The organism is Streptomyces sp. NPDC087859, from assembly GCF_044742595.1.
Taxonomy (GTDB): Bacteria; Actinomycetota; Actinomycetes; order Streptomycetales; family Streptomycetaceae; genus Streptomyces; species Streptomyces canus_F.
Genome location: NZ_JBIUUU010000008.1, coordinates 58,821 through 72,142 on the forward strand (window position 1 = coordinate 58,821; position 13,322 = coordinate 72,142).

Here is a 13,322-nt window from a genome sequence, read left to right on the forward strand (position 1 = left end):
AGGTCAGTTCCCGGCGAGGGTCTCCAGCCACTGCTGCAACAGGCCGGACTCGGCCGCGGTGAAGGACTCGTGCGGCTCCGCGCGCAGCCGGGCCGCGAGGGTGGCGGCCGCGACGGGCACTCCGTCCCCCTGTGCGGGTCCGGCCGGGCGCGTCAGGGAGTCGATCACCGCGTCCCGCAAGCGGGCCGAGAAGCCCGGATCCGGGTACTGCTCCGGCCTGGTGAGCATCGACAGGGCCGCGCCGACGCTGGCGGACATGATGATCTGCGTGGCGAGGACGGGCGGGACGGTGAGCCGGCCGGCCGCCGCACAGCGTTCGAGGATCGCGTGCAGCAGGGCGTGCGCCTCGCTCACGGCGGCGGGCGGGAGCGTCAGCTCGGGCGAGTACATCAGGCGGTAGTGGTGGGGGTACTCCCGCGCGAACCGCATGTGGTTGTCCCAGCCGCTCTTCAGGTCCGCGACGGGATCCTCACCGGGCCGGGCCGCGCGCTTGGAGGCGAGGTACTGCTCGAATCCCCGGTCCACCACGGCGGCGAGCAGCCCGGCCTTGTCGCCGAACAGCCGGTAGAGCATCGGCGCGCCCACCCCGGCCGCCTCGCACACGGCGCGCGTGGAGACTTCGGCGGCCGGAGCCGTGGCCAGCAGCTCCGCGGCGGCTTCCAGGATCTTTTCCCTCGCGTCCATGCCTGCACGGTACGACATTCGTAGCGCTGATACGAGCCGGGGATTATCAACGATACGAAGCCGTGTTATCGTCGTTACGTGATGCACGTAGCGTCGCTAACAGAAGGAGCGGACATGACCACACAGCAGCGCGTCGCGATCGTCACCGGAGGATCGCGCGGCATCGGAAGCCAGGTCGCCCGGCAGCTGGCCGCCGACGGGTTCGCCGTCCTCGTGGGATACGCGGGCAACAAGGACGCCGCCGCCGAGGTGGTGCGCGACATCGAGGCCACCGGGGGCTCCGCCGTCGCCGTCCGCGCGGACGTCGGCGACGAGGCCGAGGTGGCCGCCCTGTTCGACCTGGCGGAGGCCACCTACGGCGGAGTGGACGCCGTGGTCCACGCGGCGGGGCGGATGCTGCTGGCACCCGTCGCGGAGCTCGATCTCGACGAGCTCGACGCCCTGTACCGCACCAACATCCGCGGCACGTTCGCCGTCGGCCAGCAGGCCGCCCGCCGGCTGCGTCCGGGCGGGGCATTGGTGAACTTCTCCAGCTCGGTCGTCGGCCTCGCCTTCCCGACCTACGGCGCGTACGCCGCGAGCAAGGGGGCGGTCGAGGCGCTGACGCTGGTCCTCGCCCGGGAGCTGCGGGGCCGTGACATCACGGTCAACGTGGTCGCGCCCGGCCCGACCGCCACCGACCTCTTCCTCGACGGCAAGGACGAGGAGACCGTCGCCCGGCTGGCCGCGCAGCCGCCGCTGGAGCGCCTCGGCACACCGCGGGACATCGCCTCCGTGGTCTCCTTCCTGGTCGGTCCGGGCGGGCACTGGGTCAACGGGCAGGTGCTGCGGGCCAACGGCGGGATCATCTGAGGGATCCAGCCGGGCGACCGGGGGCCGAGTGGCCCTCGAGGTGCCCCTGCCCTCGTCCGGGACACCGCCGTTCAGGCGAAACCGCCCGCACGCGCGCGTGCGGGCACCGGGGCGCGTCGACAACTGACCCGTGACCCTCCCCCTGATCCCGCCCATGCTCGCCACCTCCGGCACCCTGCCGTCGACCACCCAGGACGCGCACTGGGCCTATGAGACCAAGCAGGACGGCCAGCGCGTCGTGGCGTACCTCGCCGGGGACGGAAGCGTGCTGCTGCGCGCCCGTTCCGGGGAGGACATCACCGCCGCCTATCCCGAACTGGGAGCACTCGGCGCCGCGCTCGGCACGCTGCCCGCCGTACTGGACGGCGAGGTCCTGGCGCTCGACGAACAGGGGCGTGCCGACTTCCAGTTGCTCCAGTCCCGCATGGGGCTGGCCCACGCCCCGGGCAAGGCCGCACGGAAGGCCGCCGAAGTCCCCGTCCATCTGGTGCTGTTCGACGTGATGCATCTGGCGGGGCACTCCCTGACCGCGCTCCCCTACGTCCGACGGCGCGGCCGGCTGGAGGAACTGGGCCTGGACGGACCCTTCTGGTCGACCCCTGGCGCCATCGTCGGACACGGCCGGCAGGCGCTGGAGGCCACCCGCGACCACGACCTCGAGGGCCTGGTCTGCAAGCGGCTCGACTCGGTGTACGAGCCCGGGGTGCGCTCCCGTGCCTGGATCAAGATCCGCAACATGCGCAGCGAGGACGTCATCGTCGGCGGCTGGCTGCCCGGCAAGGGGCGACTGACTGGTCTGCCGGGCGCCGTGCTGGTCGGACAGCGCACCGCCGGACGCCTTCGGTACATCGGCAACGTGGGCACCGGCTGGAGCGAGACCGAACGGACCCAACTCGCCGCCCTCCTAGGCGCCGCGGCGACGGACGTGTGCCCCTTCGACGCCCCGCCAGCGGTCACGGGCGCGCACTGGGTCGTGCCCCGGCTGGTCGGCGAGGTGCGCTACAGCACCCGTACCCGGGCGGGACTGCTGCGCCAGCCGTCCTGGCTGCGGCTGCGCCCGGACCTCGCACCGGAGGAGTCGGCGGCCGACCTTCCGGACGACCTTGTCTGACATCCCGAACAAGATCCCACTGTTCGGACGGTTGTTACCAGAGAGTCGCCTACACCATCTTGGCGCGGACATGAAAAATCGGGAAGCTGAACCTCCCATTCCCCCACAGCCGTTGGGCTGCGCCCGGAACATGAGGAGGACGCAGTGTCGTCTCCGTCGTTCAAGAAGCACCGCGCCAGGTGGTTCACCGGCCTGGCCGGCGCCGCCGCCCTGGTAGTCGCGTTCCCGAGCGCCGCCTTCGCCGCCCCGCCCGCGGCCCTGCCGACCAACGCCGAGTCGGCCGAGTACACCTACCAGCCCGCCTTCGACTACGACACCGACGGCTGCTACCCCACACCCGCGATCGGCCCCGACGGCACGGTCAACGGCGGCCTCAACCCGACGGGTTCGCTCAGCGGCGAGTGCCACGACCTCTCGGACCTGAACAACACCAACTCGTACTCGCGCTACAAGTGCAACAACGGCTGGTGCGCCTACATGTACGGCCTGTACTTCGAGAAGGACCAGGCCCTGGCGAACAGCAGCATCGGCGGACACCGGCACGACTGGGAACACGTCGTGATCTGGGTGCAGAACGGCACCGTCCAGTACGTCTCGACGTCCGCCCACGGCTCGTACTCGACGACCGCGACCTCCGGCGTCCGCTTCGACGGCACCCACGCGAAGATCGTCTACCACAAGGACGGCGTCAGTACCCACGCCTTCCGACTGGCCAACTCCAATGACGAGCCGCCGGAGAACGCCAAGGGCACCTGGCAGTACCCGCCGCTGGTCGGCTGGAACGGCTACCCGTCGGGCGTACGCGACAAGCTGGTCGCGTACAACTTCGGCAGCGCCAACTTCGCCCTGAAGGACGCGAACTTCGCCTCCGATCTGACGAAGGCCAAGCCGTCGGGGATCTCCTTCGACCCCAACGCCTGATCCGGCGCGCATCGGGCGCGGGACCTAGGACCCGTGCACCCCGCGGCTTCCGTCCCGCGCCCGATCCCGGCACCCGCTCATGAGGCATAACGTCCCGCTCATGGACGACAGCGACACGAGCGGACAGCTCGAAGAAGCCCTGGAACGCCTCCACGCCTCCGGCCCCGAACGCGACGGCTGGCTGTCCAACCACGCCCCCATGGTCGTCGAGGCGCTCGCCGCCCACGGACAGGCGGGGGCGGTGCACCACTGGGTGGACCTCTACCGGGACAAGCTGGAGGACTTCCCCGACCGCGTGGCCCCCGTCACCGACGACAACTGGCCCGAGGCGCTGGGCGATCCACGCCGGATCGCGGACTGGACCGACCATTACTCCCGCACCCTCGCCGAGCGCCCGTGGCGGGACGTCCTCGCCGAGTGGTGGCCGCGCCTGCTCCCCGGCCTCTACGGCGGCGCCACCCACACCGTCATACGGGTCGGCCACGCCGTACGCGCCCTGGAGACCGGCGAGAACGCGCCCCGGACCACCGAACTCGCCCACGCGCTGGGCTACTGGGCGGCCCGGCACCAGCCGGTGACCGACGTCGCCGCGCTGCCGGGCGCGCCGACCGCCATGGAGTCCCTGGAGGCCGTACCCCCGATCGACCCGGGCCACATGGGGTTCCGCAAGCGCCTCGGCGCCGTACAGCGGCTGCCCGCATGGGCGGACGAGGTGACCGACCCGGACACGGCCCGCGCACGACTGACCGAACTCGTCCACGCCGCCACCCACCGCTACGCCACCCACGGCCACGGCGAGCCCACCATGCTCGTGCACGCCGCCACCGCGCCCAACGCCGTGCTCCGCGCACTGGATTCGCTGCCCCGGGAACTGTGGGCACCGAGCCTGCACGCGGCATGGAGCGCGTCCGCGGCGGTCACCGCGATGTACACGCCCGCGGAGGCGGTCGCCTACACACCGCCCGCCCGGCTCACCGCCGAGGAGGTCATGGAGCGTGCCCTCGCCCACGGCGACGAGCACGTCATCAAACTGACCGACACGGCGCTGGACGTCGGCGACGAACTGGCGCTCGCCGCGGCACTGCGCTCGGTGGAGATGAGTGCTCCACTCGTCGGATAAAGGCGTGGATCACCGCTCCCGGCCGTCGCTAGGGTGCGCGCATGGACGAGGAGGAAGCCCGGGTCAACGCGCGGATGCTGTTCCAGGCCTTGCGCGACCACGAGGGTCCGGACGTGCACACCACCGTGGTGGAACCCTGGCTCGCCCGGGCGCGGCTCGCCTACCGCGAGGCGCTCGCCTCGGGCGTCGAGCTGCTGGTCGCGACGGCGGTCGACGGACCGGACGAGCGCTGCGGCGACCTGCTGTGGGAGCTGTACGCGCTGAGCCGGGTCAGCGATGTCCTGCTGACCGGCTTCCAGCCGGCGGGTGAGCACGCCGGCGTCTGGCCCGCCGTCTCGAAGGACGAGTATCTCGGGCTCTTCACCGGCCTGGGCCTGACACCGTTCGAGGAGGGCGATGTCTTCGACCCGTTCCTGCACGAGATCGTGGAGGTCGAGCAGGCCGAGGACCCGGACGAGCCGGTACGGATCACCGATGTCGTGTGGCCCGGGCTGTGGTTCGGGTCCCTGCTGTTCTCCCGGGCCGGGGTGCGGGTGCGCGCGGGTGCGCGGCACGCCGAGCGCGGGGTGGCCGACCGTTCTCCGCTCTACTGGACCTATCTGCGTCGGCACCGCCCGACCGTGGACCTGTCCCAGGGCTGGGGGCACAACTCCCAGTGGCGTACGGACTTCCGGGTGGACCTGAGAACCGCGGCCGGTGACGAGGTCAACGCCTGCGGGCGCGAGGACGTCGACGCCGAGGACTGGACCGCACCCGGGCTGTCCCCGGAGGAACGGCGTGAACTGCTGCGTCACCGCTGCCTGGTGCGCACGCCGGACGCCGCAGGCGCGGCGGGTGAGGACTTCTTCCCCTTCGACTGGCGCCTGTGAAGCGCGATACTGCACGGCCGCTCGACCGCGAGGGTCTATCGTGTCCCGCATGTCCGTGCCCGAACTGATCCGTATCGTCTCCCGCGACTCGCCCATGGCGCTCGCCCAAGTGGAGCGTGTCCGCGCCGAGTTGACCGCGCTGCACCCCGGGGTGCGCACCGAGGTCGTGCCGGTGAAGACGACCGGCGACAAGTGGATGGGCGACCTGTCGAAGGTCGAGGGCAAGGGCGCCTTCACCAAGGAGGTCGACGCCGCACTGCTCGCCGGGGAGGCCGACCTCGCGGTGCACTGTGTGAAGGACGTTCCCGCCGACCGGCCGCTCCCGGCGGGGACGACGTTCGCCGCGTTCCTCAAGCGGGACGACATCCGCGACGCCCTGATCCATCCGGGCGGACTCACCCTGGACGAGCTTCCGGCCGGTACCCGCATCGGGACCTCCTCGGTGCGCCGGGTCGCGCAGCTGGCGGCCACCCACCCGGAGTTGGAGTGCGTGCCGTTCCGCGGCAACGCCAACCGGCGGCTGGCGAAACTGGCGGCCGGGGAGGCGGACGCGCTGCTGCTCGCGGTGTCCGGCCTCGAGCGCATCGGACGCGAGGACGTGATCAGCGAGATCCTCTCCCCCGAGACGATGATGCCGCCGATCGGCGCGGGCATCCTGGCCCTGCAGTGCCGTGAGGGCGACACCGAGCTGATCGACGCGGTCAGCGGGCTCGGCGATCCGGACACCCACCGGGAGGCCACCGCGGAACGCATGTTCCTTCATGTGCTCCAGGGCCACTGCAACAGCCCGATCGCCGGATACGCGCGCGTGGACCACGGGGGCGAACTGTCCCTGAGGGCCTGCGTGTTCACCCCGGACGGCAAGACCCGGCTGAACGCCCACGAGTGGGCGGGCCGGCTCGACCCGGCCACGCTGGGCACCTCGGTCGCGGTGGCGCTGCTGCGTCAGGGAGCCCGCGAGATCATCGACGGCATCCCGCACTGAGGCGACATCCCGCACCGGCACCGCACCGGGCACCGACCGTCAGGCGGTGCCCTCTTCGGCCTGGTCCCGCAGGAAGTTGCTCACCTGATGGGCCAGGCCCTCCCGGCCGGCCGCCGTCTGGACGGCGCCTTCCTGCAGACCGATGCCGCCCGCCCACAGCCGGCGGTCGGCCCAGTCGTCGTCGACCCGCAACTGGATCTGCACGTCGACCAGGCTCAGGGACGCCTCGGGGCCGGCCGCGTACAGCACGGCGGTGGCCCGGCGCAGCGGGTAGACGTCGAAGCCCTCGATGAACTGCGAGTTGCGCCAGTCGATGAACGCGCTCTCGCCGTCGGGGCCCACCCGGACATCGATCTGGCCGTCCTCCAGGTGGATGGTGGAGTGCCGGCCGCCGCGGTTCTCGACGGTCACACGGACAGTGAAGTACGTGAGCCCCTCGGCGGCGTCGTCCCGGCCGCGTGGTGGCTCGGAGGCTTCCAGCCCGTGGACGCGGACACGCAGACCGGCATGCTCGTCGTACTCCTGCCAGTCCCCGACCACGTTCGGCTCGTACACAATCCACCTCTTGTCCCTCAGAGAGCTGCTTCCTATCTGTGTGCTCAGTGCACTGTCAAATGAGCGGAATGCGCTGTGGCCAGCGGGTTCACCCCCTTTGATCAGTGATCAAGCCGTGCGCAGGAAGAACTCGCCGACAGGGGGCGCACTGCGCCCGGCGGGCGTGCCGCACATCACGTCCACGAGCATGATCGGCGCGCGAGATGGCGGACGCGCCGGGGAGAAGGCCGCGCAGGGCGTCGACTTGACAGCTGAGCGGGTTGACCTTGCTGACGGCCTGGAGCAAGCCGGGCATGACGGACAGCGGATAGAGGGCGTTGGAGCCGAAGAACAGCGGCATGGTGACGGCCCGGCCGAAGCCCGTCCGCCACAGGGCGGGTTGGACGGCCCGCGGTGCGGCGGGTGCTTCGGACATCGCGGAAGTCTCCTGACTGCTCGTCGAGTCCACCGCTGGCGACGTCGCGGGCGAACAGGGCGACGTTCTCGCGGCCGGTCAGGCCCTCGGCGGCGGAGAGCCGCTGCGGCACGTAGCCGAGCAGTGCGAAGACCTCGCCACGGTGAGGCCGAGCCCGTCGACGGCGCGGGTGTCACCGAAGGCGTACACCGGCCTCGCCGAGCCGCGCGATGCCCGGCCGGTCCGCCTCGAACCGCAGCGGTTCGACCTCGGCGCCGGATGGTCAAGGTCTTTCACGCTGAGAAAGCGAACGGTTTCCGTCCGTGCGGCTTTCTGAGTGAATTGTCCTGAATTGTTTGGGATCGCCTCCACCGGGAATTGGCTTCTCAGTGCTTCGGACAGGAGGCACGTCCGTGGGAGTCGTCCCCGGTGCCCTCCGTCAGGTCTGACCGCGCGATTCCCACGGTGTCTGTCACCCAGCACCGTTGAGGGAGGTGCGCGCGATGCGCGTCACCACCAGAACGAAGCCCCATCCGCACGACGACGCCCCCGACACCGCCGCTTCCTTCGAACGCCTCGCCACCCTGCCCGACGGCCCGGAACGCAAGGCGCTCCGGGACGAGCTGGTCGAGGTGTGGCTGCCGATGGCCGAGCGGATAGCGGTCCGTTTCAAGGGCCGCGGCGAGTCCCTGGAGGATCTGTACCAGGTGGCCGCCCTGGGCCTGGTCAAGGCAGTCGATCACTACGACCCCGCACGCGGCCACGCCTTCGAGGCGTACGCCGTGCCGACCGTGACCGGCGAGATCAAACGGCACTTCCGCGACCACCTGTGGACGCTGCACGTACCGCGCCGGGTCCAGGATCTGCGCAACCGGGTGCGCGCCGCCCTCAAGGAGCTGTCGCAGACCACTTCGGGGCGGGCCCCCACCGTCGCCGATATCGCCGAGTGCGCCCAGCTCAGCGAGGACGAGGTGCGCTCCGGCATGGAGGCCCTGGAGTGCTTCTCGGCGCTGTCACTGGAAGCGGAGATGCCCGGCACCGACGGGTACGCCCTCGGGGACGCGCTCGGCGCGCCCGACCCCCGCTTCGACGTCGTCGTGGACCGCGTCGCCGTGGGCCCCTGTCTGCGGGCCCTGCCCGAGCGCGAGCAGACCATTCTCTACCTGCGGTTCTTCCAGGGCATGACGCAGAGCCGCATAGCCGAGGAGCTGGGCATCTCCCAGATGCACGTGTCCCGTCTCCTCAGCGGCTGCTTCGACCGGATCCGTGAGGAGCTGCTGGCCGAGGTCAGATGACGCCGGAAGGTCACTCCGACGAGGCCTCCGGGATCTGCGCCGGCCCGTGGCGGTCGAGAGCCGCCTCCAGCTCGGCGTGGATCTCCGGGGGCAGGTCCCCGTTCCGCCCCCAGATCAGGATCAGATCGGCGACATTGCGCAGCTTGATGTTGGTGCGCTGGGAGACGTCCTTGAGGACGACCCAGCCCTCGTCCGGGGTCACGCGCCCGAGCGCGACCATCATGCCGATCGCCTGGTCCACGACGGCGTGCGAGGAGACGGCCTCCTTCAGCTGCTCGACCTCTGCCTGCAGCTCGAAGATGCGGCCCGCCTCGACACCGAGGTCATCCTGTCGCGCGCTCATACCTCCATCCTGCTCACTCGAGCGGCCCAGTGCCACCGCGCACACACCACTCGTTTCGGCCACGTCCGCCGGGTACTCGACAGGCGCCCGGAACGGTTCCGGTTGGACACTGGTATCGGACCGGTGTCCGCCGGCCGGTGAGACCACCAGGACGCGACTGCCATGAACCACGACACCAGACGACCCGGTGGCACAACGGACGTCGTCTCCACGCACGCCGTGTTCGGCGCCCCCTGCTGGGTGAGCCTGACCACCCGGGACCAGGAGGCCGCCGAGGCTTTCTACACCGCCGTCCTCGGCTGGGAATGGCGCCCGGCCCTGCTCGGCGACCGGTTCCGGATGGCCGTGGTGGACGACACGCCGGTGGCCGGAATCGCCGCGGTCGCCACGATGTGGCAGATGGCGGTCGCGTGGACGCCGTACTTCGCCGTGCGCAGCGCGGACGAGGTCGTCGCGCGGGTGCAGGAGCGGGGCGGCACGGCCGCCGTCGGACCGCTCTCCTTCCCGCCCGGACGGGCGGCGCTGCTGGCCGACCGGGACGGGGCGACCTTCGGAATCTGGGAGGGCGAGCTCGTCGCCAACTGGGGGAAGTGGCGCCGCGCCGCCCCGACCTTCATCAGACTGCACACACGCGACGCCTTCGACGCCGCCATCTTCTACGGCGAGATCCTCGACTGGGCGTCGGACCATCCCGGCTGCTGCGAGGTCCGCTACGAGGGCGGCGAGGTCGTGCTGCGCAGCGAGGGCGACATCGTGGCCCGTATCGGGTCCGGCGCGCTGGACGCGGCGCCCGACCCCACCATTCGGCCGCACTGGCAGGTGCACTTCGCCGTCACGGACGTCGGTGCCTGCGCCCGGGCCGCGGAGCAGCACGGCGGAAGTGTCCTGTCGAAGGGCGGCGACGAGGCCGTGCTGCGCGATCCCGACGGTGCCCGGTTCACGGTGACGGCGCGCCGCGCGCACTGAGCCCGGCGGCGCGCTCGTCACCTTCCTACGGAGCTGAGGCGGTCCGCGGCGGATTCGCCGGGGGCCGTGACAGCAGGACCAGGCTGCGGGGCTCGACCGTAAGAATCGAGTCCGCCTTGTGTTCCGTCTCGTCGGGGGCGGCCTTCGGCTCCGCGGTGTCGATCAGGGTCCTCCAGCGCTCGCCGTAGGCCGGGTCCGGCAGCCGGAAGGCGACCGGCTCCCAGTAGCCGTTGAGCAGGAGCAGGAAGGAGTCGTCCAGCACGGGCCGACCGCAGGGATCCGGCTCGGCGATGGCGTCACCGTTCAGGAAGACCCCGACCGAGTGCGCGTCGGAGCGCAGCCAGTCGCCGTCGGTCATCTCGCGCGCGTCCGGCGCGAACCACACGAGGTCGGGCAGCGGCTGACCCGCGTGCGTCACCGTCTCCCCGCGGAAGTAGCGCCGACGGCGCAGTACGGGGTGGGCGGCGCGCAGTCCGATGACGTACCGCGTGAAGTCGGCGAGGTCGCGCTGCTCGCCGGTCAGCCCCCAGTCGATCCAGGAGACCTCGTTGTCCTGGCAGTAGGCGTTGTTGTTGCCGCGCTGGGTGCGGCCGAGTTCGTCACCGTGACAGAGCATGGGGATGCCCTGCGAAAGCAGGAGCGTGGCCAGGAAGTTGCGCTGCTGGCGGGCGCGCAGTTCCAGCACGGACGCGTCGTCGGTCTCGCCCTCCGCCCCGCAGTTCCAGGACCGGTTGTCCCGCTCGCCGTCCCGGTTGCCCTCGCCGTTGGCCTCATTGTGCTTGTCGTTGTACGAGACGAGGTCGCGCAGGGTGAAGCCGTCGTGCGCGGTCACGAAGTTCACGCTGGCCCGCGGTCGGCGCCGGCTGTGCTGGTAGAGATCGGAGGAGCCGGTCAGCCGGGAGGCGAAGTCGCCGAGCGTGTGCTCGCCGCCGCGCCAGAAGTCCCGCACGGTGTCCCGGTACTTGCCGTTCCACTCCGACCACAGGGGCGGGAAGTTGCCCACCTGGTAGCCGCCCTCGCCCACGTCCCACGGTTCCGCGATCAGCTTCACGCGGCTGATCACCGGGTCCTGCTGGATCAGGTCGAAGAACGCCGAGAGCCGGTCCACCTCGTGGAACTGCCGGGCCAGTGTGGCCGCGAGGTCGAAGCGGAAGCCGTCGACGTGCATCTCGGTGACCCAGTAACGCAGCGAGTCCATGATCAGCTGGAGCACGTAGGGGTGCCGCATCAGCAGGCTGTTCCCGGTGCCGGTGGTGTCGTAGTAGTGCCCCCAGTCACCGTCCACCAGCCGGTAGTAGGAGGCGTTGTCGATGCCCCGGAAGGAGAGCGTCGGCCCCTTCTCGTTGCCCTCGGCGGTGTGGTTGTAGACGACGTCCAGAATTACTTCGAGGCCGGCCGCGTGCAGGGTCCGCACCATCGACTTGAACTCGTTGACCTGCTCACCGCGGGTGCCTTGGGCGGCGTAGGCGTTGTGCGGAGCGAAGAAGCCGATCGTGTTGTAGCCCCAGTAGTTGGACAGGCCACGGCCCTGCAGCACACCGTCCTGCACGAACTGGTGCACCGGCATCAGCTCGACCGCCGTCACACCGAGGGACGTCAGATGCTCGACGACCGCGGGGTGGGCCAACCCGGCGTAGGTGCCGCGGAGTTCGGCCGGGACGTCGGGATGGGTGCGGGTCAGACCGCGGACGTGGGCCTCGTAGATGACGGTGTCGGCGTAGGACCGTCGGGGCGGACGGTCCTCGCCCCAGTCGAAGAACGGGTCGGTGACCACACCGAGCATGGTGTGTCCGGCGCTGTCGGCGGCCGGGTCGTACAGCGCGGGATGATCGTCCACCTGCCCGTCCACCGCCCGGCTGTACGGATCGAGCAGCAGCTTCGCCGGGTTGCAGCGGTGGCCGAGATCCGGGTGCCAGGGTCCGTGCACGCGATAGCCGTAGCGCTGCCCCGGACCGATCCCGGGCAGGTAGCAGTGCCACACGAAGCCGTCGACCTCGGCGAGGGGAACACTGCGATGGCTGCCGTCGTCCTCGACGAGGACGAGTTCGACGCACTCGGCTACCTCGCTGAACAGCGCGAAGTTGGTGCCCTGCCCGTCGAAGGAGGCACCCAACGGGTAGGGGTGCCCGCTCCAGACGGGCACCCCTGCCTTGAGACGGCGCTCTGCGGTCACCGGGCGTCCTCCAGGACGCCGCCCACGACCGGCTCCTCGCGGGGCACCTGAAGCACCTCGCGCACGCTCGGCACCGGCGGCGTCGGCACCAGCGGGACACGTCCGCCGGCCCGGGCACGCTGCGAGAACCAGATGACCTTGCTGCCGGTGTCCGTGGCGCAGCACCCCCAGCCGTCGCTCATCGCGGCGATGTGCTCCAGACATCCGCGCAGTTCCTGGTCCGGACGCAGATCACGGTCGTTGTCGCCGACGGCCGTGATGAGGTGCTGGCCGTTCCACCACATCTCGATCGAGGTGAACTTGTCGGTCGCGTGCTCGTCGATGGCCTTCAGCAGCAGTTCGGCACCGCGGCAGACAGGCTCGACCAGGATGTCGAGGTCCCAGTACCGGAGGTGAGCGGCCAGAATCCGGCTGACCTGGCCGACCCGTTCCGGGGTGACGTCCACATCGAGGTGGTAGTAGCGGGGGACTGCGGTCTTCATCTTCGTTGGCTCCTCACCGGCGAAGCTCCCGCTCCTCCTCGCCCCGGCGGGACGAGCCCCGAACGCGCAGCGTGAGCAGTGATCGCTTCTGAGTCACCTCAACTGTGGGAGTGCTACGCCATTCGTGCAACACGAGCGACCACCGAGGTAGTTGAAGAACCAACAAGACGCTGCGTCGTCATCCATGCACCATGAGTGAAACTCTCCTGGAAGGTGAACGGCGCCATGCTGCTACCGGCCAAGGCCGAAGTCGCCCGGCAACTGCGGCGTTACCGGGCCTGCGAACGCGTGATGCTGGCTTCCCCCGCCGATCGCGGGGCGCGGGCGTCCTTCGAGGACTCGGGCTACACCCTTTGCGTGCTCATGGGGAAGCGCTGTGCGCGGGAGGCCGCGGACGCCGCCGAGCGCTATCTGCGGACGAACCCGGTCTCCTATCTCCGCGAGCAGGACGAGCAGGTGTGCACCACCGCCTCGGCCAGGCGGGGTCCGCCGGTGAGGCTCCTGCGTACCCCCGCGGGGAGGTAGTCCCTTCCGGCGCAGCTTCGATCCCCGGCCGGGCCACGGGCCCGGCC

Annotated in this window: 14 protein-coding genes and 1 pseudogene; 9 read left to right on the top strand and 6 right to left on the bottom strand. The window is 70.7% G+C overall.

Features of this window, described 5'->3' with window-relative positions; translation table 11 throughout:
• Window positions 1-3: 3 nt before the first annotated feature.
• A complete protein-coding gene (locus ACIOHP_RS20390) occupies window positions 4-684 on the bottom strand; it encodes a TetR/AcrR family transcriptional regulator (protein ID WP_401889319.1) in 681 nt (226 codons plus the stop codon).
• A 114-nt stretch (window positions 685-798) separates the two neighbouring features.
• On the opposite strand from ACIOHP_RS20390, the gene ACIOHP_RS20395 reads away from it, so the two are divergent.
• The 6 genes from ACIOHP_RS20395 to hemC all read left to right on the top strand — a co-directional run bounded on the left by ACIOHP_RS20395 (window position 799) and on the right by hemC (window position 6,542).
• The gene (locus ACIOHP_RS20395) at window positions 799-1,536 is read left to right on the top strand and encodes an SDR family oxidoreductase (protein WP_361559338.1); all 738 of its coding nucleotides are present in this window, start codon (window positions 799-801) and stop codon (window positions 1,534-1,536) included.
• 130 nt (window positions 1,537-1,666) lie between these two features.
• Window positions 1,667-2,647: a non-homologous end-joining DNA ligase gene (gene ligD, locus ACIOHP_RS20400; protein ID WP_401889322.1), complete on the top strand. Its 981-nt coding sequence runs from the start codon at window positions 1,667-1,669 to the stop codon at window positions 2,645-2,647.
• A gap of 144 nt (window positions 2,648-2,791) precedes the next feature.
• Window positions 2,792-3,568: an NPP1 family protein gene (locus ACIOHP_RS20405; protein ID WP_401889325.1), complete on the top strand. Its 777-nt coding sequence runs from the start codon at window positions 2,792-2,794 to the stop codon at window positions 3,566-3,568.
• Window positions 3,569-3,668: 100 nt separating this feature from the next.
• Window positions 3,669-4,688 (top strand): questin oxidase family protein, encoded by a 1,020-nt coding sequence (locus ACIOHP_RS20410; RefSeq protein ID WP_401889328.1) that lies wholly within the window; start codon window positions 3,669-3,671, stop codon window positions 4,686-4,688.
• A gap of 41 nt (window positions 4,689-4,729) precedes the next feature.
• Window positions 4,730-5,557 carry a hypothetical protein gene (locus ACIOHP_RS20415; protein ID WP_401889331.1) on the top strand — a complete coding sequence of 276 codons (828 nt, stop codon included), beginning with the start codon at window positions 4,730-4,732 and terminating at the stop codon, window positions 5,555-5,557.
• A gap of 49 nt (window positions 5,558-5,606) precedes the next feature.
• Complete coding sequence (gene hemC / locus ACIOHP_RS20420) at window positions 5,607-6,542, top strand: hydroxymethylbilane synthase (RefSeq protein ID WP_361559353.1); 936 nt, start codon at window positions 5,607-5,609, stop codon at window positions 6,540-6,542.
• Window positions 6,543-6,581: 39 nt separating this feature from the next.
• On the opposite strand, the gene ACIOHP_RS20425 is transcribed toward hemC, so the two are convergent.
• Both ACIOHP_RS20425 and ACIOHP_RS20430 read right to left on the bottom strand, forming a co-directional pair.
• A complete protein-coding gene (locus tag ACIOHP_RS20425; RefSeq protein WP_361489430.1) occupies window positions 6,582-7,097 on the bottom strand; it encodes a hypothetical protein in 516 nt (171 codons plus the stop codon).
• Between the two features lie 184 nt (window positions 7,098-7,281).
• Window positions 7,282-7,458: pseudogene (locus tag ACIOHP_RS20430) on the bottom strand (ABC transporter permease); the annotation flags it as partial.
• A 536-nt stretch (window positions 7,459-7,994) separates the two neighbouring features.
• Between ACIOHP_RS20430 and ACIOHP_RS20435 the strand changes: the two are divergent.
• Complete coding sequence (locus ACIOHP_RS20435; protein WP_401889334.1) at window positions 7,995-8,786, top strand: SigB/SigF/SigG family RNA polymerase sigma factor; 792 nt, start codon at window positions 7,995-7,997, stop codon at window positions 8,784-8,786.
• Window positions 8,787-8,796: 10 nt separating this feature from the next.
• Here the strand turns inward: ACIOHP_RS20435 and ACIOHP_RS20440 are convergent, their stop codons facing one another.
• Window positions 8,797-9,129 (bottom strand): ANTAR domain-containing protein, encoded by a 333-nt coding sequence (locus ACIOHP_RS20440; protein WP_401889336.1) that lies wholly within the window; start codon window positions 9,127-9,129, stop codon window positions 8,797-8,799.
• Between the two features lie 162 nt (window positions 9,130-9,291).
• Here ACIOHP_RS20440 and ACIOHP_RS20445 point away from each other — a divergent pair, with 162 nt between their 5' ends.
• Complete coding sequence (locus ACIOHP_RS20445; RefSeq protein WP_361559362.1) at window positions 9,292-10,095, top strand: VOC family protein; 804 nt, start codon at window positions 9,292-9,294, stop codon at window positions 10,093-10,095.
• 25 nt (window positions 10,096-10,120) lie between these two features.
• Here the strand turns inward: ACIOHP_RS20445 and glgX are convergent, their stop codons facing one another.
• Window positions 10,121-12,238 carry a glycogen debranching protein GlgX gene (gene glgX / locus ACIOHP_RS20450; protein ID WP_401890042.1) on the bottom strand — a complete coding sequence of 706 codons (2,118 nt, stop codon included), beginning with the start codon at window positions 12,236-12,238 and terminating at the stop codon, window positions 10,121-10,123.
• A gap of 26 nt (window positions 12,239-12,264) precedes the next feature.
• Complete coding sequence (locus ACIOHP_RS20455; RefSeq protein WP_361489417.1) at window positions 12,265-12,750, bottom strand: pep a2; 486 nt, start codon at window positions 12,748-12,750, stop codon at window positions 12,265-12,267.
• Between the two features lie 225 nt (window positions 12,751-12,975).
• On the opposite strand from ACIOHP_RS20455, the gene ACIOHP_RS20460 reads away from it, so the two are divergent.
• Complete coding sequence (locus tag ACIOHP_RS20460) at window positions 12,976-13,275, top strand: DUF5133 domain-containing protein (RefSeq protein ID WP_361559371.1); 300 nt, start codon at window positions 12,976-12,978, stop codon at window positions 13,273-13,275.
• Window positions 13,276-13,322: the final 47 nt, after the last annotated feature.